This window comes from Mesorhizobium sp. WSM1293 (genome assembly GCF_000513875.1).
Classification (GTDB): domain Bacteria; phylum Pseudomonadota; class Alphaproteobacteria; order Rhizobiales; family Rhizobiaceae; genus Mesorhizobium; species Mesorhizobium ciceri.
The window spans coordinates 15387-34072 of the sequence record NZ_AZUV01000030.1; the positions used below are offsets into that span (position 1 = coordinate 15387).

At 63.1% G+C, this 18686-nt stretch carries 31 protein-coding genes and 1 tRNA gene; 29 read left to right on the plus strand and 3 right to left on the minus strand.

What is annotated here, in order from left to right:
• Positions 1-41: 41 nt before the first annotated feature.
• The 20 genes from M729_RS0126825 (at position 42) to M729_RS1000000136645 (ending at position 9745) form a co-directional block, all read left to right on the plus strand.
• Positions 42-1166, plus strand: coding sequence for a hypothetical protein (locus M729_RS0126825; protein WP_027163403.1), 1125 nt, complete (start codon positions 42-44; stop codon positions 1164-1166).
• On the plus strand, positions 1163-1474 hold the full coding sequence (locus tag M729_RS0126830) for a hypothetical protein (RefSeq protein WP_027163404.1): 312 nt from the start codon (positions 1163-1165) through the stop codon (positions 1472-1474). The genes M729_RS0126825 and M729_RS0126830 overlap by 4 nt, the downstream gene beginning before the upstream one ends.
• Before the next feature lie 2 nt (positions 1475-1476).
• Positions 1477-1662 (plus strand): hypothetical protein, encoded by a 186-nt coding sequence (locus M729_RS0126835; protein ID WP_027163405.1) that lies wholly within the window; start codon positions 1477-1479, stop codon positions 1660-1662.
• A 26-nt stretch (positions 1663-1688) separates the two neighbouring features.
• Positions 1689-2795 carry a hypothetical protein gene (locus M729_RS0126840; RefSeq protein WP_050596354.1) on the plus strand — a complete coding sequence of 369 codons (1107 nt, stop codon included), beginning with the start codon at positions 1689-1691 and terminating at the stop codon, positions 2793-2795.
• Entirely contained in the window at positions 2795-3223 is a 429-nt protein-coding gene (locus M729_RS0126845) for a hypothetical protein (protein ID WP_027163407.1), read from the plus strand. The genes M729_RS0126840 and M729_RS0126845 overlap by 1 nt, the downstream gene beginning before the upstream one ends.
• 25 nt (positions 3224-3248) lie before the next feature.
• Entirely contained in the window at positions 3249-3434 is a 186-nt protein-coding gene (locus M729_RS0126850) for a hypothetical protein (protein WP_027163408.1), read from the plus strand.
• The gene (locus M729_RS0126855; RefSeq protein ID WP_027163409.1) at positions 3427-3666 is read left to right on the plus strand and encodes a hypothetical protein; all 240 of its coding nucleotides are present in this window, start codon (positions 3427-3429) and stop codon (positions 3664-3666) included. Before M729_RS0126850 ends, M729_RS0126855 begins: the two co-directional genes overlap by 8 nt.
• Complete coding sequence (locus M729_RS0126860) at positions 3663-3881, plus strand: ribbon-helix-helix protein, CopG family (RefSeq protein WP_156949341.1); 219 nt, start codon at positions 3663-3665, stop codon at positions 3879-3881. Before M729_RS0126855 ends, M729_RS0126860 begins: the two co-directional genes overlap by 4 nt.
• Positions 3881-4279: a hypothetical protein gene (locus M729_RS0126865; protein WP_156949342.1), complete on the plus strand. Its 399-nt coding sequence runs from the start codon at positions 3881-3883 to the stop codon at positions 4277-4279. Before M729_RS0126860 ends, M729_RS0126865 begins: the two co-directional genes overlap by 1 nt.
• Positions 4276-4800, plus strand: a complete 525-nt coding sequence (locus M729_RS01000000135860) for a hypothetical protein (RefSeq protein ID WP_084652728.1) — start codon at positions 4276-4278, stop codon at positions 4798-4800. Before M729_RS0126865 ends, M729_RS01000000135860 begins: the two co-directional genes overlap by 4 nt.
• Positions 4797-5009 (plus strand): helix-turn-helix domain-containing protein, encoded by a 213-nt coding sequence (locus M729_RS0126875; RefSeq protein WP_027163412.1) that lies wholly within the window; start codon positions 4797-4799, stop codon positions 5007-5009. The genes M729_RS01000000135860 and M729_RS0126875 overlap by 4 nt, the downstream gene beginning before the upstream one ends.
• Positions 5006-5596, plus strand: coding sequence for a hypothetical protein (locus M729_RS1000000138975; protein ID WP_050596355.1), 591 nt, complete (start codon positions 5006-5008; stop codon positions 5594-5596). Before M729_RS0126875 ends, M729_RS1000000138975 begins: the two co-directional genes overlap by 4 nt.
• Positions 5538-6359, plus strand: coding sequence for a glycosyltransferase family 25 protein (locus M729_RS01000000135870; protein WP_084652730.1), 822 nt, complete (start codon positions 5538-5540; stop codon positions 6357-6359). Before M729_RS1000000138975 ends, M729_RS01000000135870 begins: the two co-directional genes overlap by 59 nt.
• Positions 6360-6379: 20 nt before the next feature.
• The gene (locus M729_RS1000000139760) at positions 6380-6511 is read left to right on the plus strand and encodes a hypothetical protein (RefSeq protein ID WP_280940195.1); all 132 of its coding nucleotides are present in this window, start codon (positions 6380-6382) and stop codon (positions 6509-6511) included.
• A complete protein-coding gene (locus tag M729_RS0126895) occupies positions 6508-6711 on the plus strand; it encodes a hypothetical protein (RefSeq protein WP_027163413.1) in 204 nt (67 codons plus the stop codon). Before M729_RS1000000139760 ends, M729_RS0126895 begins: the two co-directional genes overlap by 4 nt.
• Positions 6712-6845: 134 nt before the next feature.
• A complete protein-coding gene (locus M729_RS0126900) occupies positions 6846-7424 on the plus strand; it encodes a hypothetical protein (protein ID WP_027163414.1) in 579 nt (192 codons plus the stop codon).
• Between the two features lie 36 nt (positions 7425-7460).
• Positions 7461-7907, plus strand: a complete 447-nt coding sequence (locus M729_RS0126905; protein ID WP_027163415.1) for a MucR family transcriptional regulator — start codon at positions 7461-7463, stop codon at positions 7905-7907.
• A gap of 9 nt (positions 7908-7916) precedes the next feature.
• Entirely contained in the window at positions 7917-8153 is a 237-nt protein-coding gene (locus M729_RS0126910) for a hypothetical protein (protein ID WP_027163416.1), read from the plus strand.
• Positions 8143-8448 carry a hypothetical protein gene (locus tag M729_RS0126915; RefSeq protein WP_027163417.1) on the plus strand — a complete coding sequence of 102 codons (306 nt, stop codon included), beginning with the start codon at positions 8143-8145 and terminating at the stop codon, positions 8446-8448. The genes M729_RS0126910 and M729_RS0126915 overlap by 11 nt, the downstream gene beginning before the upstream one ends.
• Before the next feature lie 196 nt (positions 8449-8644).
• Positions 8645-9745 carry a site-specific integrase gene (locus M729_RS1000000136645; RefSeq protein WP_027163418.1) on the plus strand — a complete coding sequence of 367 codons (1101 nt, stop codon included), beginning with the start codon at positions 8645-8647 and terminating at the stop codon, positions 9743-9745.
• On the opposite strand, the gene M729_RS1000000138570 is transcribed toward M729_RS1000000136645, so the two are convergent.
• A tRNA-Thr gene (locus M729_RS1000000138570) sits at positions 9719-9804 on the minus strand. The genes M729_RS1000000136645 and M729_RS1000000138570 overlap by 27 nt on opposite strands.
• Positions 9805-9963: 159 nt before the next feature.
• Here M729_RS1000000138570 and M729_RS0126925 point away from each other — a divergent pair.
• The 9 genes from M729_RS0126925 to yacG all read left to right on the plus strand — a co-directional run bounded on the left by M729_RS0126925 (position 9964) and on the right by yacG (position 15622).
• Positions 9964-10158 (plus strand): hypothetical protein, encoded by a 195-nt coding sequence (locus M729_RS0126925; RefSeq protein ID WP_084652731.1) that lies wholly within the window; start codon positions 9964-9966, stop codon positions 10156-10158.
• Positions 10159-10288: 130 nt separating this feature from the next.
• A complete protein-coding gene (gene murA, locus M729_RS0126930) occupies positions 10289-11581 on the plus strand; it encodes a UDP-N-acetylglucosamine 1-carboxyvinyltransferase (RefSeq protein ID WP_027163420.1) in 1293 nt (430 codons plus the stop codon).
• A 205-nt stretch (positions 11582-11786) separates the two neighbouring features.
• Positions 11787-12221, plus strand: a complete 435-nt coding sequence (locus M729_RS0126935; protein ID WP_027163421.1) for a DUF2948 family protein — start codon at positions 11787-11789, stop codon at positions 12219-12221.
• A 7-nt stretch (positions 12222-12228) separates the two neighbouring features.
• Positions 12229-13521: a histidinol dehydrogenase gene (gene hisD / locus M729_RS0126940; RefSeq protein ID WP_024504780.1), complete on the plus strand. Its 1293-nt coding sequence runs from the start codon at positions 12229-12231 to the stop codon at positions 13519-13521.
• A gap of 6 nt (positions 13522-13527) precedes the next feature.
• Positions 13528-14013 (plus strand): UPF0262 family protein, encoded by a 486-nt coding sequence (locus M729_RS0126945; RefSeq protein WP_013530198.1) that lies wholly within the window; start codon positions 13528-13530, stop codon positions 14011-14013.
• On the plus strand, positions 14001-14471 hold the full coding sequence (locus M729_RS0126950) for a low molecular weight phosphatase family protein (RefSeq protein WP_013530197.1): 471 nt from the start codon (positions 14001-14003) through the stop codon (positions 14469-14471). The genes M729_RS0126945 and M729_RS0126950 overlap by 13 nt, the downstream gene beginning before the upstream one ends.
• 87 nt (positions 14472-14558) lie before the next feature.
• The gene (gene infA, locus M729_RS0126955; RefSeq protein ID WP_006200926.1) at positions 14559-14777 is read left to right on the plus strand and encodes a translation initiation factor IF-1; all 219 of its coding nucleotides are present in this window, start codon (positions 14559-14561) and stop codon (positions 14775-14777) included.
• 21 nt (positions 14778-14798) lie between these two features.
• The gene (locus M729_RS0126960; protein WP_013530196.1) at positions 14799-15428 is read left to right on the plus strand and encodes a Maf-like protein; all 630 of its coding nucleotides are present in this window, start codon (positions 14799-14801) and stop codon (positions 15426-15428) included.
• Positions 15425-15622, plus strand: coding sequence for a DNA gyrase inhibitor YacG (yacG, locus tag M729_RS0126965; protein ID WP_027163422.1), 198 nt, complete (start codon positions 15425-15427; stop codon positions 15620-15622). Before M729_RS0126960 ends, yacG begins: the two co-directional genes overlap by 4 nt.
• Positions 15623-15627: 5 nt before the next feature.
• On the opposite strand, the gene M729_RS0126970 is transcribed toward yacG, so the two are convergent.
• Together M729_RS0126970 and M729_RS0126975 are read right to left on the minus strand one after the other, a co-directional pair.
• Positions 15628-16998, minus strand: coding sequence for an alpha-glucosidase/alpha-galactosidase (locus tag M729_RS0126970; RefSeq protein ID WP_027163423.1), 1371 nt, complete (start codon positions 16996-16998; stop codon positions 15628-15630).
• Positions 16999-17017: 19 nt separating this feature from the next.
• Positions 17018-18685, minus strand: a complete 1668-nt coding sequence (locus M729_RS0126975; protein ID WP_027163424.1) for an ABC transporter ATP-binding protein — start codon at positions 18683-18685, stop codon at positions 17018-17020.
• Position 18686 lies beyond the last annotated feature (1 nt).

An 18686-nucleotide genomic window follows, 5' to 3' on the forward strand; every position in this document is an offset into this window, starting at 1 on the left:
GCCAAAATGGTTTCACGTGTAACGCAAAAGGATACAAACGGATGACGGCGGACCAATATGCATGGTGGCGTCAGGCTTTAAAACTGGCCGGCGGATATCGGGAGCTGACCCACGATCAGCTGCTCCTGCTCGCCCCCTCGGCCGATAGCCCGGAGTCAGGATTTTTCAGGAACCGTCCGTACAAGGACGCGCCCCTGGTCCCCGTTGCCATCTGGCGCGACACGTCGGGCAAGGTCATCTGCCTGCAGGGCGACAAGGAAGCCGAGGCCGACAAGGTCTGGAACTATGCTTGCCGCAACCCGATCACCGAAACGCTCTATCATTCGGTGTTGGCCGGTGGCGCATGGCCAGACGAGCCGCCGTCGGTGGCGAAGGATCACAACCTTCCGGCCAAGTCTGGGGACCTGCACAAGGACCTGGCCGCTGAACTCGCGGCCGAGAAGGAAACGGTCGAAGGTTTCCTCAAGAAAGCTATCGCCACTCAGGAGCAGGCCGATCAGGCCGGGGTTTGGGCGAAGCGGCTCTCTGGCATCGCAACGAAGGCGGATGAACAGTTCAACGTCGAGAAGCGTCCATGGCTCGATGGCGGCAACGCCGTCGACGACAAATGGCGCGATGTGCGCGCCGATGCAAAGGAACTCGCCAAGAAGCTGAAAAAGCACGGCGAGGCGTGGCTAAAAGAGCTGGATCGGCTGGAGCAGGAACGCCAGCGCAAGGCCCGTGAGGATGCCGACCGAGTCCGGCTCGAGGCCGAAGCGGCAGCGCAGCGCGTGGCGGATGCCGCCCGCGCCGCCGAGGAAGAAAGCGCGCGGCGCAATGCCATCGCTACGCAGCCAGGCCTTGCGGCTTCATTCGAACAGGAGAGCCAGCAGGAGGCCGACCTTATCGAAGCCGAGGCCGAGGCCAAGCGGCTGATCCAGCGGGTAGCAGACGCGGAACGTGACGCGCAGGCCCGCCCGATCTTCTCCGGCAGGACCGGCGCCAAGGTGTCTCTCCACACCTTCTGGGTCGCGAACATCACCGATTACGACGCGCTGGTCGCAGCCTTGAAGGACGAACCAGAGGTGCGGGACGCGGTCGATAAGATCGCCGGCCGCCTCGCTCGCAACAAAGACGCCATCCTGCCAGCCGGCATGGAGCGCATTCCCGACAAGAGGGCAGCATGACCGACCAGAAAATCATCGCCGTGAAATTCGGCGAGAGCGACAAAACCTACGACTATTTCGCCGGCGCCTTCGACGTCGCCATTGGCCAGCGCGTGATGGTCCCCATGCGCGGCCGCGAAGTCAGCGTCACGGTGGCCGAGCTCAAAGACCACTCCGACTTGGCGAAGGTGGCCGTCATCCGCCCCGACGCGCGCACCGACGAGCAGCGCGCCGCCAAGCATCCGAACGGCCAGCACCAGTGGTCGCCCGACGGCACATTGCTCGACGAGAACGGCAACCGGTCCGTCTTCGACGACGTGGACAAGTAGCCATGAGCTGGGTGCGCCTCGCAATCGTCGCCCTCTGGTTGCCGGTCAGCCTCGTGGCCTTCTTCGGGACGCTACAGCGCGAAATCCGGTCCGCCCTCTGGTTCGCATGGAACGACATGCGGATCGAACACGACGCAATGCGCCACACCTGGCGCGTCAACCACTGGAACCCCGAGGATTGGAAATGAACGAACGGGCACAGATACCGGCTCTGATGGTCGGCGGCGCGATCAGCGCCATCATCCCTCAATCGATCGAGGAAACGTGGCGTCTCTCGACCATGATCGTTGAGGCCGGGTTAGCACCACAGGCGCTTGTCGGCAGAGAGCCGGCCGAGGACGCCGGCGACGCAATCTGGAACCGCTGGGGCAAGAAGGGCACGAGCGCCGTCGCGATCGTCATCATGTCGGGCGCGGAGCTCGGCCTTCCTCCCATGGTGGCGCTTCGGTCCTTCACCGTCATCGGCGGCAAGCCGGCGCTTTACGGCGACGGCCTTATCAACGTCGTTCGCAAGTCGGGCAGAGCGAAGTCGGTGGAGCTGGGCTACCTGCGTGACGCGACGAAGGAAGCGCTCCTCAATCTCGGCCTGTCGAAGGACGTGGTCGCGCAGATGAACACCGTCGACGAACGAACGATCGGCTGGTGCAAGGCGGTGCGCGCCGACACCGGCGAAATGAAGGTCGAGGCCTATTCAGTCGCCGACGCCAAGCAAGCCGGCCTTTGGGACGAGCGCCCGACCCGTCGCGGCACCACATGGATCGACGGCAAGAAGGTGTGGGGCGAGGTCCCCAACGATTCCTCGTGGTTCCGTCATCCCAAGCGGATGAAGCAATGGCGAGCGGGTGGCTTCTGTCTGCGCGAGCTATTCGGCGACGTCCTTGGCGGCGTCCGCGACGAGTTCGAGGCCCGCGAGATCGCCGGCGATCTGATCGAACACGACGACGAGCCCGCACCCAAGGCGAGGCTCATACCGCCATCGCCACCCAAGCCGCCGAGCCCCGACGCGCTTTCCGGCATCGACACGATTCCCGACAACGGCTTCGACAAGGATATGGCCGGCGAGCACGACGGCGCGGAAGCTGCCGAGGAGGAGCAGGAACAGGCCGCCGACTACGGCGAAGGCAAGGCATTCAACTACGGCAAGTTCTTCGAGGATTTCCAGATAGCCCTTGCCGGCGCGAAGTCCGCCGTGGCCGTCGAAGAGGTCTGGACCGAGTTCGACGTGGGGGCGCGGTTCGAGAACGACGACAGCAGCCGCCAGTTGGCCGACCGGATCAAGGCTCGCCGACTGGCTGCATTCAACCCGCCGAGTGCAGGCTGATGGCTGGCCGGATCGCAATCTTACCGGACCACGGCACCCAGGTTCTCGGTCCTCCCGTGAAGTGGCGGCCGCGGCAACTTACGACCAAGGAAAAGCTAGAGATCGTCGTGCGCCAGTTGGGCAAGGAACCCGGTGGCGCCCGGCTCAATCCTCTCGACGGCGTTCAGTTCGATCACGATCCTGCGCTCCAACGGCGACGGTGGGACGAGCAGGCCAAGGATACGATCCCGCCATCGTGCGCGCTGGATTTCATCATCGCCCTCAACAAGCCGACCCACGGCATCAAGACAGCCAAGGTCGACGTGCCCGAGATCGCCAAGCTCAAGCGCCTCGAGGGGCGCACCGGCCAGAAAAAGCCGAAGAGGAAGATACCCGGGCAGAAGCTGCAGTCGAGGCCATTCCCCAAGCTCAATCGAGGGTTCCGGTGATGCGCTCCTTTCCGGCGGTGCTGGCATGAAGGTGATCGACTTTGCACGGCGCTGCTCCGGCATCTCCCTTGTGGCCCTGAAATGGTCCCACGACACCTTGTCGACGGCTCCGGTGGACGTCGACCAGACGGAAGACCCAGACACCGTCCAAAGGTTCATCGCCGAAATGCGGGAACGTCTCAACTACATCGAGGAGAAACTGAATGGCTAACGAAGTATCGCATCCCCCTCGCATTTCCGACCTCCAGCTGCGGATTGCTCAGGCGCAGACGCAGGCGAAGATGGACTTGCTGGAGCGCGCCAATGAGACGTTGACGAACCAGTTGACGACGATCTTCGACGGCATTGGCCGCAACGAGCAGGTCGAGCTGATCTATCCTAGCGGCGAGGTGGTGCTGATCACCAAGGCGCGGCCGCGCCGGGCTGGCGAGGGTGGCGAGTGATGCCGATCCTCTCTGTCTATGTCGACGAAAAGACAGCAGCTCGCATGCGAGCGATTTCGGCCGAGAAAGGCCGGTCGGTCGAGGAGCTTGCAGAGTGCGCAGTCTCCGAAGCCGCGCTCGACTATTTCAGGCTCGCGCCCGTCGCCTCGGATCCTGGTCGCGCCGACGGCGGCGCGAACATCGTCACCACTCACACCAACATCGCGGGGCAGTGATGGATAGTTCAGTTGGACATGTCCAAACGCCAGTTGATCCGCGTGACGTGGCGTTGATGAAGCTGCACGACCTGCTGGCTGCGCGCAACGCACCGAAGCCCGGCAGCTTCATCAGCCTAGACGAGGACCAGAAGCGGGAATATTTCCGCGTCGCCCGCCAGCGTAACCGGGCCAAGGTGCGCGCCGCCCCCTCGGTCGCCGCCACCTCCGCCAACATCAATCAGGCGCTCGCCGATGCGGCGCTGATGATCCTTGCCACCGGCGCGCCCGGCGCCGACCAGGTGCGCAAGGTGCTGCAGACGATCTTCGCTCAGCGCCCGGGTGTCCCGATCGCGGTCGAGAGCAAGGCCAAGAAGGGCAAGCTCAAACCGAAACTCATTGCCAGGAGCGATCAATGAACGATCTGCCAAAGCTCGCCCTCTCCGTCCGCCAACCGTGGGCCTTCGCGCTGGCGCACCAGTGGAAGCCGGTAGAAAACCGCTCCTGGAAATCAGCCAACCCCGGCCTGAAATTCCGAGGCGATTTCGCCATCCACGCCTCGACCGGCATGACGCGTGACGAATACGAGGACTGCGCTGATCTCTGCCTGTCTCTGGGTTTCCGATGCCCGCCGCCGGCCGAGCTGGAGCGCGGCGGGATCGTGGGCGTCGGCACCATTGTCGACATCGTGAGCGAGTTCGATAGCCCGTGGTTCTTCGGCCCGAAGGGGCTGATCATCGCCAATGCGCGGCCCGTCGAGTTCATCCCGGTTGCCGGCCAGCTCGGGTTTTTCGATTGGAAGCGCCTGGTGCCATTCGCCAAGCACGGCAAGCCCATCCTGCCGGCGAAATGGATGCTGCCGGCCGCGTCGAAGCCCGCCACGGCCCGGCCGGTCAAATCCGCACCTCAAACCACCGACACGCAAGGATCGCTCCTATGAGTGGCATTCAAGAGATGAAACGCGACCAGCTCCTGTCCGAGATCGGCGAGGAGATCGTCACCGCCGACATGCTGGCCGCTAAACTCGGCATCTGCACCCGCACCGTCTACCGCTACGTGAGCCAGCTCCGAGAGCGTGGCCACAAGATCCTGTCGGGGCCAGGCTTCGGATACCTGAGACTCGAGCGCCGTCGGGAGGCGCAGCAATGACCCTGTGGTGCGTGAACATTCACGGTCCGGACGACGTCGTTGCCGTCGCCGACTACCTGACCGCGATCAAGGTCGCCAACGCCTTCAATGCCTGGTGGCAGCGTCAAGAGATACGCGCGAACGATCCCCACATGTGGGCTGTGCCGATCGCATGGCCCTACACCGAAGCCTCGCATGCGGAATCGGTGGCAGATACCGCCGGCGAATATGCGGGCTTCATCGCGGCCGCTCTCGCCAGCAGCGAGGTCATCGAGTGGACGCCCGAGCTGGAAGCGGCACGGATCGCGCTATGCCACTTCTGGCTCAAGATTGCCGACGATCCCAGGAAGGCGGCGCTCGCTATCCCGAACTCGGCCGCAGGGCCATCGAGACGGAACAGGCGCTCACCATATTGGGCGACTACGGCCGTCTCGCCGCCGAGCGAGGCTGATCACGGACAGGCTCAAGCAGTCGTGATCAGCCTCGACCAGATTTCCCAGCGCGGTTCCAGTAAGGGAACGAGCCCGCAAAAGGGTCCGAATAGCAACCATGAAATCCTACATCATCAACCTGGACCGCAGCCCCGGCAGGATGCAGCGGATGGCTGACCGCCTCAACTCAATCGGAGCGGACTTCGAACGAGTTCCGGCGGTGGATGGACGTCTTCTCAGCGAAGCCGAGATATCGGACGTCTACAGGCCCCTCGCCGGTGCGGCCGCGATGACCCCAGAAGAGGTCGGCTGCTTCCTGAGCCACCGCAAGTGCTGGGAGCGGATCGTATCGGGCACGGACGCCTACGGCTGCGTTTTCGAAGACGACATGTTGATATCCAAGCAAGCCGCCCTGTTTCTTGGTGGCGGCACCGATTGGATTCCCCGAAACGCGGACATCGTGAAGATTGAAACAGTCGGCGGAAGAGTGTGGCTTGACCGCGTGGTATCTCCCCTGACCGGGGCCTTCAAACTGGCGCTTCTGCGCAGCTTTCATTTTGGCTCCGGCGGATACATCCTTTCCAGAGCGGCGGCCGAGCGCCTCTTGGCGGTCACGAGAGTCTTCTCGGATGCGGTTGATCATGTGAAGTTCAACCCCGCCTGCGGAATAGCGGGCAGTCTGAAATCCTACCAGGTGATCCCAGCCCTTTGCGTGCAGACACAAGCCTTCTATCCCGAAGGGTCGAGCTTGATCGAAGCGCCGGCGCTCGCCGTCCATAGTGATCCTCGTTTTCCGGAAAACCTGGAGAATAGGCCGTGGCTCGAACGAAAGGGCCTGCAGGCGCTTCGACGCGCGGCGCACAAGCTGCTCCGACATTGGCGAATCGAGATCCTGTTTGCGGACCAGCCAGGCGCTTTCGGCCTTGAACAAGCAGGCTGACACGAACGGAATCTGCTGAAATGTTCTTCATCGATGCGTGGTCGGTCGGCCTGGACGAGATTCCCCGTAAGAAGATCACCACCGAGCGCATCCTATCGATCCTCCAACGCGAGGGCCGATTCAGCAGCTTCGAGCGTCCGGCAATCCAGTGATCGCCAGAGCCATGACGGCGTTGCTGGATAAGAAAAACGGCCTGCTCGAGACGTACCTGCCGGAGAGCCACAAGGGAAAGCTCGAACCGGAAGGCACGCGCGGCCCGGCCTTCTCGGGCTATCCCTGGACCTATGTCCGCCTCACCGAAGCGGGCCTGCGCGTCATAGGCGCCGGCGCACCAAGACCTGATCACAAATAGACAGCTTTTCTACTTGACTTCATTGTAACCAAAATGGTTACATCATGCATCGATTTGGCTACACCAGAGAACCAAAAATGAACGAGTTGCCCGCAATCGTCGTCGCCGGCTTAGGTCGATGCGGAACATCGTTGATGATGCAGATTCTGCACGCCGGCGGCGTGCCCTGCGTTGGCGACTGGCCAGACTTCGAGACGAGCGACAGCATGTTTGGCCGGTTCGATCCCAAGGCATTCTCGGCACTTCGCGGCAAGGCAATCAAGCTCATCACTCCGGCAGACCTGCCCATCGGTCCGATGCCGCGCCATGTCGTCATCTGGCTCGACCGAGACCCGCAAGAGCAGGCCAGATCGCAGTTGAAGATGCTCGACGGTATCGGTGCGCCGGTGGCGAACAATCGGAAATCCATGCGCGTCTTCGTCGCCGGCCTGCGCCGCGATCGACCCTTGAACATGGCGGCGGCAGGCGTCGGGCGGCTTCCCAATCTGAGGCTGAGTTTCGAGGGCCTCATCACGCGGCCTGCCAATACCGTCACTGCGCTCGAGACGTTCTTGCTTTCGCACGGATACGACACCGTCGATCGCCGAGCGATGCAGCAGCAAATCCGTCCGCGCTCGGCCGCCTGCTATCCGGGCATGATGGAGGTCGAGCTTCTCAATTCGCCAAGCTTCGAGCGGCAACGCTCGCAACCAGGTCGCCCCGGAGCTTTCTAAGCCCCACGACGCCAACCCCTACCACGGAGTGTAAAAATGGAAGACAAGAGCCTACGCCTCATCGAACTGACTGCCGGGATCGTCTCGGCCTATATCGCCAACAACCCGGTTCCAGTCGCCCAGCTGCCCGACTTGATCGCCAGCGTGAGCGCATCAGTGCGCAAGCTCGACGTCCCGGAGATCGTGAACGCGACCGCCCGCCAGGAGCCAGCCGTCAACCCGAAGAAGTCGATTTTTCCTGACCACATCATCTGCCTGGAAGACGGGAAGCGCTTCAAATCGCTCAAGCGACACCTCCGGACTGATTTCGGCCTGACCCCGGACGAGTATCGCGCCAAATGGGATTTGCCGTTTGACTATCCGATGGTGGCTCCGAACTACTCGGCCACGCGCTCGGCGCTGGCGAAGCAGACCGGCCTTGGCCGGCATCCGAAGGTCGTGCCTCTCCGCGCCAAGGCCGGCGTGCGTCGCGCTTTCCAGTAGGGCACGGCAATGAACGTCCGCACCGTCGTCGAACGGCTCGCTAAGGGCGATCACCTCCACCTCGGCTTCTCCAGTGGCCAGAGGCGTTGGTGGTTCGAAGGGCCTTTCCAGGCCATACCCGAGCATGTTGTTCACGCGGCGGTGCGTGATGGGGCTGTCGCTGTGGTCGAGGCCGGCGACAGCCTATTCGGCTTCAAGGGAAATTCGCAGACCTGGTTGGTCGAGGCGTCCTCCGATGCTCGGTGATCCCTGGGCCAGCTACGACGCATGGAAGACGACACCGCCCGACTGGAGCATGCCCTATTGGCTGGAGGCCGACGCGGACGAGCTGGCGCGCATGCACCGCAACTACGATCTCACGCCGTTCTTCGACGGCGACGAGAGCCGATACGAGTGGCTCTGCGAAGAACGCGACGAGCTTGCGCGCATTGATGCCCACGAACGGGCACCCGAGGATGAAGATTTAGAAGAGGTGGAGAGCAAGCTCATCACGGCGATCGACGGGCCGGGCCGCTATGGGCTCTGCTTCGAGGCATCATGAACGACCAGCCTCCAGAGGTGCTGACCGTCGCCAAGACGCCAGACTACTGGTCGTCGCTTTTTCACGACAAAGGGTTGCGTATGTCCGCGAGGTCGTTGCGCGAGAAGGCGATCAAGGCCGGGCTCTGCTACCATGTCGACAAGCAGATACTGATCTCGCCTCGGCAGATCGACGAGTTGTTTTTGTGGAGTAAGTCATGCCGCTCACCATCTACAAGCGGGGCCGGTTCTGGTGGCTCACTGGCACCCTCAAAACCAAAGAGGGCGAGAAGCGAGTTCATGAAAGCTCAGGCGAGACTGACGAAGCCAAAGCGGACGAGGTCCGCCTAAATCGCGAACTCGAAGAGCGCGAGATACGACAGCTCGATCCGAAGGTGCTGTTCACCTTCGCCGCCGCCGTCAATGCCTACCTGGACGCCGGCAAGGGCGATCAGTATCTCGCTCCTCTGCTGGCAAAGTTCGGCGAAACCAGGATCTCGGCAATGACCGGCGCCATGGTCCGTGGCGCCGCGAAGGAAATCTATCCGGATGCGGCTTACACGACATGGAACCGCCAGGTCATCACGCCCACGAAAGCCGTCATCAATCTGAGCGCCGACGCCGGCGACTGCCCAGAGGTGAAGATCAAAGGGTTCTCGAAGCGCGACAAGAACGTGCGCCTGCCCTCGACCGCACCGCGGCGAGCCGTCGACCGCTCTTACATCGACGAGTTTCGCGCCTACGCCGAGGAGGACCGGCTGCGCACCCTCATGCTGTTCATCTATCAGACAGGCGCGCGCATCAGCGAAGCGATCAAGCTGGAGCCGAAGGATATCGACCTGCCGGCCCGCAAGGCGACAATGCGCGACACGAAGAACGGTACAGACCGCAAGGCCGATCTCACGATCGAACTCGTCTACGAACTCCAGCAGCTCGCCCCGAGGAACGGGCGCGTCTTCGGGTATCTCTACCGCTGGTCGGTCTACAAGCTGATCAAGGCCACATGCGCCCGCGCCGGCATCCCCTACCTTGGGACGCACCAGCCAGGGCGGCACAGCTTCGCAACCGAGATGATCGTGAAAAACCGGGTCGACATCAGGACGACGGCCGACAAAGGCGGCTGGAAATCACCCCAGGTTTTGATGAACAACTACCCGCACGCCGACACCGGCCCGGCGGTGATCGACGAGGTGTTTGGAACCCAGCCCGGGAAGAAGTCTGGGGTCGGAGGTTCCAATCTGGCCACTTTGGTTACAAGAGCTACACCAGCCCGAAATCCAGGGCTGACTAAGTGGCTGGAAAATAAGAAGAAATCGTAGGTGCCAATTCGGTTCACTCTCTTACCAAGGGAGTGCTCTACCACTGAGCTACCGCAGCCGCTGATGGCGGGGCTTCTGCCATATCGAACCGGCAAGCGCAAGGCCAAGTGCAACGCTTCTGTGAAAGGCTTTGCCGGATGGCTTTTAATGACATGGCAGTGCCACAATGTTGGCTATCCCTGAACAGCAAGCTGGTGGGTCGCCTGCGGGATGGGGCGATGGACGACAAGACAATTCCAGTGAAAAAGGATGGTCCACCGAAAAGCAGCGCAACAATCCGCAAGGATCGGCTGGCCGAGCAATTGCGCGCCAATCTGCAGAAGCGCAAGGCGCAGTCGCGCTCGCGGCGGACCGGCGAGGCCGACGTGCGCCCGGACGGGCTCGCTGCATCGAAGAAAATACAAAAAGATTAACTCAAATAGGTCACTCTTGGCCTGGGGTGGGCGAAATCCTATTTCTTGAACCAGATTGGCCAATGGTCTAGACGGGCCGCTACTCAAACGATTGAACCGGCCCTTTTTTGGCCGAGAGGGACGTTCTTCCATGGATCGCATCAGAATTGTCGGGGGCAACAAGCTCTCCGGAAGCATTCCGATCTCGGGCGCGAAAAACGCGGCGCTGCCTTTGATGATCGCCTCGCTTTTGACCGACGACACGCTGACGCTGGAAAACGTGCCGCATCTGGCCGATGTTGAGCAGCTGATCCGCATCCTGGGCAATCACGGCGTCGATTATTCGGTCAATGGCCGCCGCGAGAAGCAGAATGAGGGCTATTCGCGCACCATCAACTTCTCCGCCCGCAACATCGTCGACACCACAGCGCCCTACGAGCTGGTGTCGAAGATGCGCGCCTCGTTCTGGGTGATCGGCCCGCTGCTGGCCCGCATGGGCGAAGCAAAAGTGTCGCTGCCGGGCGGTTGCGCCATCGGCACGCGGCCGGTCGATCTGTTCCTCGAGGGCCTCCAGGCGCTGGGCGCTGATATCGACGTCGACACCGGCTATGTCATCGCCAAGACCCGGAATGGCCGCCTTGTCGGCAACCGCTATATCTTCCCGAAGGTCTCGGTCGGCGCCACCCATGTGCTGATGATGGCCGCGGCACTCGCCAAGGGCGAGACGGTGCTGGAAAATGCCGCCTGCGAGCCCGAGATCGTCAACCTGGCAGAGTGCCTCAACGCCATGGGCGCGAAGATTTCCGGCGCCGGCACGCCAACCATTGCCATCGACGGCGTCGAATCGCTCTCCGGTGCGCGCGTGCGCGTCATTCCCGACCGCATCGAGACCGGCACCTATGCGATGGCCGTCGCCATGACCGGCGGCGACGTCGTGCTCGAAGGCGCGCGTGCGGACCTGCTGCAGACCGCACTGGACGTGATCGCCCAGACGGGTGCGGAGATCACGCCGACAAATTCGGGCATTCGTGTGAAGCGCAACGGCGCCGGCATTTCGCCGGTCGACGTGACGACAGCACCCTTCCCGGCCTTCCCGACCGATTTGCAGGCGCAGTTCATGGGCCTGATGACCATGGCCAAGGGTAAGTCGCGCATCACCGAGACGATCTTCGAGAACCGCTTCATGCATGTGCAGGAACTGGCGCGGCTCGGCGCTCACATCACGCTTTCGGGCCAGACGGCGATCGTCGACGGCGTGCCGAAGCTGAAGGGCGCGCCGGTCATGGCGACCGATCTTCGCGCCTCTGTCTCGCTGGTCATCGCCGGCCTGGCGGCGGAAGGCGAGACCACGGTCAACCGCGTCTACCACCTCGATCGCGGCTTCGAGCGGCTGGAAGAAAAGCTGTCCAACTGCGGCGCGGTGATCGAACGGATTTCGGCGTAGCCCGCGACCTCGGCTCCTCTCTAGCAACGCAGGAGATTGGCGAAATCCTTCGCGGCAGCGTCCTTCTCCCCGTCACTATCCGGGGAGAAGTGCCCGGCAGGGCGATGAGGGGCAGCGCAGAGCTGCAGCTGTTGGTGCGGTTGCACCGATCGCCAAGACCGCCTAACAGAAGGCTGAACAATCAACCTTCAGGTGCGAAATCCGTATGACCGCCCTTAAGCTTATCGCGCTCGACGACCGGGATCTGAGCATCGTTTCGGCTCATGTCCAGGATGCCGTGTTGAAAGTCAGCGACCTCGAATTCCTCCCCGCGGCCAAGCGTTTCCTGCTGACCATGAACCGTTTCGTCTGGGAGGCAAAATCCGGCCTGTTTCGCCAGCATAATGAGCGACGGCAGGCCGTGCTGCATTTCGACCGCGTGCTCGGGGCCAAGACCAGCGGTATTGACCGCGACAAGCCTGCCGAAGTCCTGTCGCTGCTGGCGATCAGCTTCATCGAGATCAGCAAGCCGGCCGGCATCGTCGAGCTGATCTTCTCGGGCGGCGGTGCGATCATGCTCGACGTTGAGTGCATCGAGGCCCGTCTTGCCGACGTCGGCGGGGCGTGGGAAGCCACCTCGCGCCCCATCCACAAGGCCTGAGCGTCCGATGGCCATCACGCTTCGTCAGTCCGATGCCGATTTCGAGCAACGTTTCGCCGCCTTCCTCACGACCAAGCGGGAGGTCTCCGCCGATGTCGATGCCGCGGTGCGCGACATCATCGCGCGCGTGCGCGCCGAGGGCGACGCGGCACTGATCGACTATACGCGGAAATTCGATCGCGCCGATTTGACCGGCCTCGGCATTGCCGTGTCTAAGGAAGACATCGCAACCGCCTACGAAACGGCCGACCCAAAGACGATCGAGGCGCTGGAGTTCGCGCGCGACCGCATCCGCTCGCATCATGAACGGCAGCGGCCGAAGGACGATCGCTATACGGATGCCGCCGGCGTCGAGCTCGGCTGGCGTTGGACGGCGATCGAGGCCGTCGGGCTCTATGTGCCGGGCGGTACCGCGAGCTATCCGAGCTCGGTGCTGATGAACGCCGTGCCGGCCAGAGTGGCCGGCGTCGAGCGCATCGTCATGGTCGTGCCGGCGCCGGGCGGCATCATCAATCCGCTGGTGCTGGTGGCAGCGGACATATCAGGCGTGTCCGAAATCTACCGCGTCGGCGGCGCGCAGGCGATCGCCGCCCTCGCCTATGGCACCGAGACAATCCGGCCGGTCGCCAAGATCGTCGGCCCGGGCAATGCCTATGTCGCGGCAGCCAAGCGCCAGGTTTTCGGCACCGTCGGCATCGACATGATCGCCGGGCCGTCGGAAGTGCTTGTCGTGGCCGACGGCAGCAACGATCCGAACTGGATCGCTGCCGACCTGCTGGCCCAGGCCGAACACGACGCTTCGGCACAGTCGATCCTGGTCACCGACGATCCGGCTTTCGGCATCGCGGTCGAACAGGCGGTCGAGCGCCAGTTGCAGAGCCTGCCACGCGCTGAAACGGCAGCGGCGAGCTGGCGCGATTTTGGTGCCGTGATCCAGGTGTCGACCATCGACGCCGCGCTGCCGCTGGTCGATCGCATCGCCGCCGAACATGTCGAACTGGCCATCGACGACGCCGAGGGCTTCCTGTCGCGGATGCGCAATGCCGGTGCGGTCTTTCTCGGCCGCCACACGCCGGAAGCCATCGGCGACTATGTCGGCGGCTCCAACCATGTGCTGCCGACGGCGCGCTCGGCGCGTTTCTCGTCCGGCCTGTCCGTGCTCGATTTCGTCAAGCGCACGTCGATCCTCAAGCTTGGACCGGAGCAGTTGCGTATCTTGGCGCCGGCGGCGATTGCGCTGGCAAAGGCGGAGGGTCTTGACGCGCATGGACGCTCCGTCGCCATACGGTTGAACATGTAGGCGGCGATGTCTGGCCCCGATCAAACCCGCGCCAGGCTGATCGATGTCGAACTCGATGAATCGATCGGCCGGTCAACGCCGGATGTCGAGCATGAACGCGCGGTGGCGATCTTCGATCTGATCGAGGAGAACAGTTTCCAGCCCGTCAATGACAGCGGCGACGGCCCTTACCGGCTGAAACTGTCGCTGGCCGAGCAGCGCCTGGTGTTTGCCGTGGCGCGCGAGGATGGCACCGCCGTCGTCACCCATATCCTGTCGCTGACGCCGCTCCGGCGCATCGTCAAGGATTACTACATGATCTGCGAAAGCTACTACGACGCCATCCGCTCCTCGACGCCGAGCCATATCGAGGCGATCGACATGGGCCGCCGCGGCCTGCACAATGAAGGTTCGCAGACGCTGATGGACCGGCTGTCCGGCAAGATCGACATCGACTTCGATACGGCGCGCCGGCTGTTCACGCTGGTCTGCGTGCTGCACTGGCGGGGCTAGCCCTGTCGCCCGGCGCCCTGCCCCGTTCGATCCTGTTCCTGTGCGGCATGAATGCCGTGCGCTCGCCAATGGCGGAGCAGCTGGCGCGCCGGATGCTGCCCGCCACCGTCTTTGTCGCTTCGGCCGGCGTTCGCGCCGGCGAGCGCGATCCGTTCGTCGATGCGGTGCTGGCCGAAGAAGATCTCACGCTGGGCGAGCGCCACCCAAGGACGATGGACGATCTCGAGGACGACTATTTCGACCTCATCGTCACGCTGGCACCCGAAGCGCACCACGCCGCACTCGAACTCACCCGCTCGCTCGCCGTCGAGGTCGAATATTGGCCGACGCCGGACCCGACCGACGCCGGTGGCACGCGCGAACAGATCATGGCAGCGTACCGGGACGTCCGCGAGCGGCTGAAGGTGCGCATAGGCCGACGTTTCTTGCTTCCAGAGGCAAAAAACGCGACGGATTAAGCGTGTTCACAAGCGGACGATTATCATATAGGTTCCGCCGAAATTCCGGCCAGGGTGCTGGAACTACCATCCAAGCAAAGGTATCGAATGCCGAAGGAAGAAGTCCTCGAGTTTCCGGGTGTCGTGACGGAATTGTTGCCGAACGCGATGTTCCGGGTAAAGCTCGAAAACGAACACGAAATCATCGCCCATACGGCCGGCCGCATGCGCAAGAACCGCATCCGCGTGCTGACCGGCGACAAGGTTCTGGTCGAGATGACGCCATACGACCTGACCAAGGGCCGCATCACCTATCGTTTCAAGTAAGCAAAGCCCGACTGGTCCGCGATGAGCATTTTGCAGAAGCTGGTGCTTGCCTCGGGTTCGCCGCGCCGAATCGAGCTCTTGCAGCAGGCCGGCATCGAGCCGGACCGCGTGCTGCCGGCCGATATCGACGAAACGCCGCTGCGTGCCGAGCATCCGCGCTCGCTGGCCAAGCGGCTGTCGAAGGAAAAGGCCGAAAAGGCGTTTGCGTCACTGAAGACCGAAGCCGACTATGCGCCGGGTTTCGTGCTGGCCGCCGACACGGTGGTTGCCGTCGGGCGGCGCATCCTGCCCAAGGCAGAAACCCTCGACGACGCTGCCAACTGTCTCGGGCTGTTGTCGGGCCGTTCGCATCGGGTCTATTCCGGCATCTGCCTTATCACCCCGGGTGGCAAGCTGCGCCAGCGCCTGGTCGAGACGCGGGTGCGTTTCAAGCGGCTGCCGCGCGAAGAGATCGACGCCTATATCGCCTCGGGCGAATGGCGCGGCAAGGCGGGCGGCTACGCCGTCCAGGGCCTCGCCGGCGCCTTCGTCGTCAAGCTGGTCGGCTCCTACACCAACATCGTCGGGCTGCCGCTGTATGAGACCATCGCGCTGCTGAGCGGCGAAGGCTTCAAGGTGCATGGCGGCTGGCTGGCGGGAACCCGGCTGTGAATTCCGACTCCAAAGTCACGCCCTTGCGCCCAAAGCGCCCCTGCCCCGAATGCGGCAAGCCCTCGGCGCGCGACAGCTTTCCGTTCTGCTCGACGCGCTGCAAGGACATCGACCTCAACCGCTGGCTGAAGGGCGCCTATGTCATCAAGGCCCGCGATGACGAGGAAGAGACGGATCCCGACGCTCCGAAATGAGGTCGTCAGGCGGCCTCGGTCTTGCGCGCCACCCGCGCCCAGCCCGGCAGCCAGTCGCCGTGAGCGGCCAAGAGATCATCGACCAGTGACCAGATCTGGTCGAGATCGAGTTCGGCCGCGGTGTGCGGATCCATCATCGCCGCGTGGTAGATGTGCTCGCGGTTCTCGGTCATCAGAGCCCGCACCGTTAGTTCCTGCACGTTGATGTTGGTGCGGATCAGCGCGGTCAATTGCGGCGGCAGGTCGCCTATATAGGTCGGCTGGATGCCGGAGGCATCGACCAGGCACGGCACTTCGGCGGCGCAATCCCGAGGCAGCGAGGTGATGCAGCCATTGTTGCGGACATTGCCGTAGATCACCGACGGCTCGCCGGTCCAGACTGAATTCATGATCGAGGAGGCATATTCCCGGGACTGCTCTACCTCGATGCGATCGGCCGAGCGATAGGCTTCAGCCTGCCCCTTCCAGCGCTCGATCTGCTCGATGCAGCGCTTGGGATATTCATCAAGCGGGATGCCGTACTTCTCGATCAGGTCCGGGCGGCCGTCCTTGATGAAATAGGGCGTATATTCGGCAAAATGCTCCGAGCTCTCGGTGACGAAATAGCCGAGCCTGGTCAGCATCTCGTAACGCACCTTGTTGGGACAGCGCGGGTTCCAGCCGGGCTTGGGCGCGCGGCCTTCGCGATAGGCGCGCACGAGATCTGGGTAGAGGTCGCGGTAGGAACCGTCCGGCTGGCGATGCTCGAACTTCAGATAGAACGCCATGTGGTTGATGCCGGCCGAGCGATAGCGGATCTCTTCGTAGGGAAGGTCGAGGTCTTCAGCCAGCTCCATCGCCGTGCCCTGCACCGAATGGCAGAGGCCGACCTGCCTGATCGCAGGGTATTTCTCTGCTATCGCCCAGGTGTTGATCGCCATCGGGTTGACATATTGCAGCATGATCGCATCGGGGCAGACGGCGAGCATGTCTTCGCACACCTTCCACAGATGCGGCACGGTCCTCAGACCCCGCATGATGCCGCCGACGCCGAGCGTGTCGGCGATCGTCTGGCGCAGGCCGTATTTCTTCGGCACCTCGAAGTCAGTGACGGTGCAGGGCTCGTAGCCCCCGATCTGGAAGGCGACGACGACGAAATCCGCGCCGGCCAGCGCCTTGCGCTGATCCGAATGGGTCTCGGTCTTCGCCTTGACGCCAAGCGTCGCGATCAGCTTGTTGACGACAATGGCGCTCTCTTCCAGCCGCTGCGGATTGATGTCCATCAGCGCGATCGTTGCGCCGGACAGCGACGGGCGCTGCAGCACGTCGCCGACAATGTTCTTCATGAACACCGTCGAGCCGGCGCCGATGAACGTGATCTTGGGATTTCTTGCCATGCTAACCTCCGGCATATGTTCAGGCCACATCGAAAGCGGCCCTGACGAGCCGTTCGGTGTAAGCGGTCTTGGGATTGGACAGGATGTCGTCGACGGGGCCCTGCTCGACGATCTTGCCGTTCTGCATGACGATCACGCGATGGCACAGCGCACGCACCACCTTGAGGTCGTGCGAGATGAAGAGGTAGCTGAGGCCGCACTCGTCCTGCAGCTTGCGCAGGAGGTCGATGATCTGCGCCTGGACGGAGAGGTCCAGCGCCGATGTCGGCTCGTCGAGCAGGATGAATTCTGGTTCAAGCGCTATGGCGCGGGCGATCGCAATGCGCTGCCGCTGGCCACCAGAGAATTCGTGCGGAAACCGCGACAGTATATCGCCCGGCATGCCGGCGCTGACCAGCGCGTCGCGCACCCGTTCGACCCGCTCGCGCCGCGTCGCCCCTATGCTGTTGACGATCAGCCCTTCCTCGATGATCTGGCCGATCGTCATGCGCGGGTTGAGCGAGGAGAACGGATCCTGGAAGACGATCTGCATGCGCGAGCGCAACGGCCGCATCTCGGCCCGCGACAGGCCGTGGATCGGCTTGCCGTCGAAACGGATCTCGCCGCGCTTGGCGTCGATCAACCGGAGCAGGGCCTGGCCGAAGGTGGTCTTGCCGGAGCCGGACTCGCCGACCAGCCCCAGCGTCTCATGACGACAGAGTTTCAGGCTGAGATCGTCGACGGCGACCAATTCGCGCCAGTCGGGTTTCAGAAAGGTGCCATGGCGCAGCATGAATGAGACGCGCACGCCGCTGGCCTCGAGAATGGTGCCACAGCCCTCCGGCAGCGGTTTCGGCTGCCCGTGCGGCTCTGAAGCCAGCAGCCGCCTCGTATAGGGATGCCGCGGATCGCCGAACAGCCGTTCGGTGACGTTGTGCTCGCACATTTCGCCATGCTGCATGACATAGACGTAGTCGGAGAACTGGCGCACCACGGTGAGGTCGTGGGTGATCAGGATCACCGCCATGCGCAGCTCTTTCTGCAGGCTGCGGATCAGGTTCAGGATCTGCGCCTGGACGGTGACATCGAGCGCCGTGGTCGGCTCATCGGCGATCAGCACGTCGGGATTGTTGGCCAGCGCCATGGCGATCATCACCCGCTGGCGTTGCCCGCCCGAGAGCTGATGCGGGTATTGTCTGAGCCGCGCGGCAGGATCGGGAATCTGCACGTGCTGCAGAAGTTCGAGCGCTCGCGCCCAAGCCTGTTTGCGGCTGACCTTACGATGCACCCGGATCGCCTCGACGATCTGGCTGCCGATCGTATAGATCGGGTTGAGCGAACTCATCGGCTCCTGGAAGATCATCGAGATGCGGTTGCCGCGCAGCTTGCGCCGGGCGCTCTCGGGAAATTTCAGGATGTTTTGCCCGTCATAACAGACGCTCGAGCCGGGCGACACGGTGGCGCGCCGCGACAGCAGGCCCATGACGGTGCGCGCCGTCACCGACTTGCCCGAACCGGATTCGCCGACGATGGCGATCGTCTCGCCGCGATAGAGCTGGAACGAGATATCCTTGACCGCTTCGACGACGCCATGCTCGACCTTGAAGGCCACGGCGACGTTGCGGGCATCGATGATCGGCTGGTCCTGGCGTCCGTCATGGTCGTGACGGACGATCGGTGCGAAGGATTCGGCGAGCGCGACGGACATC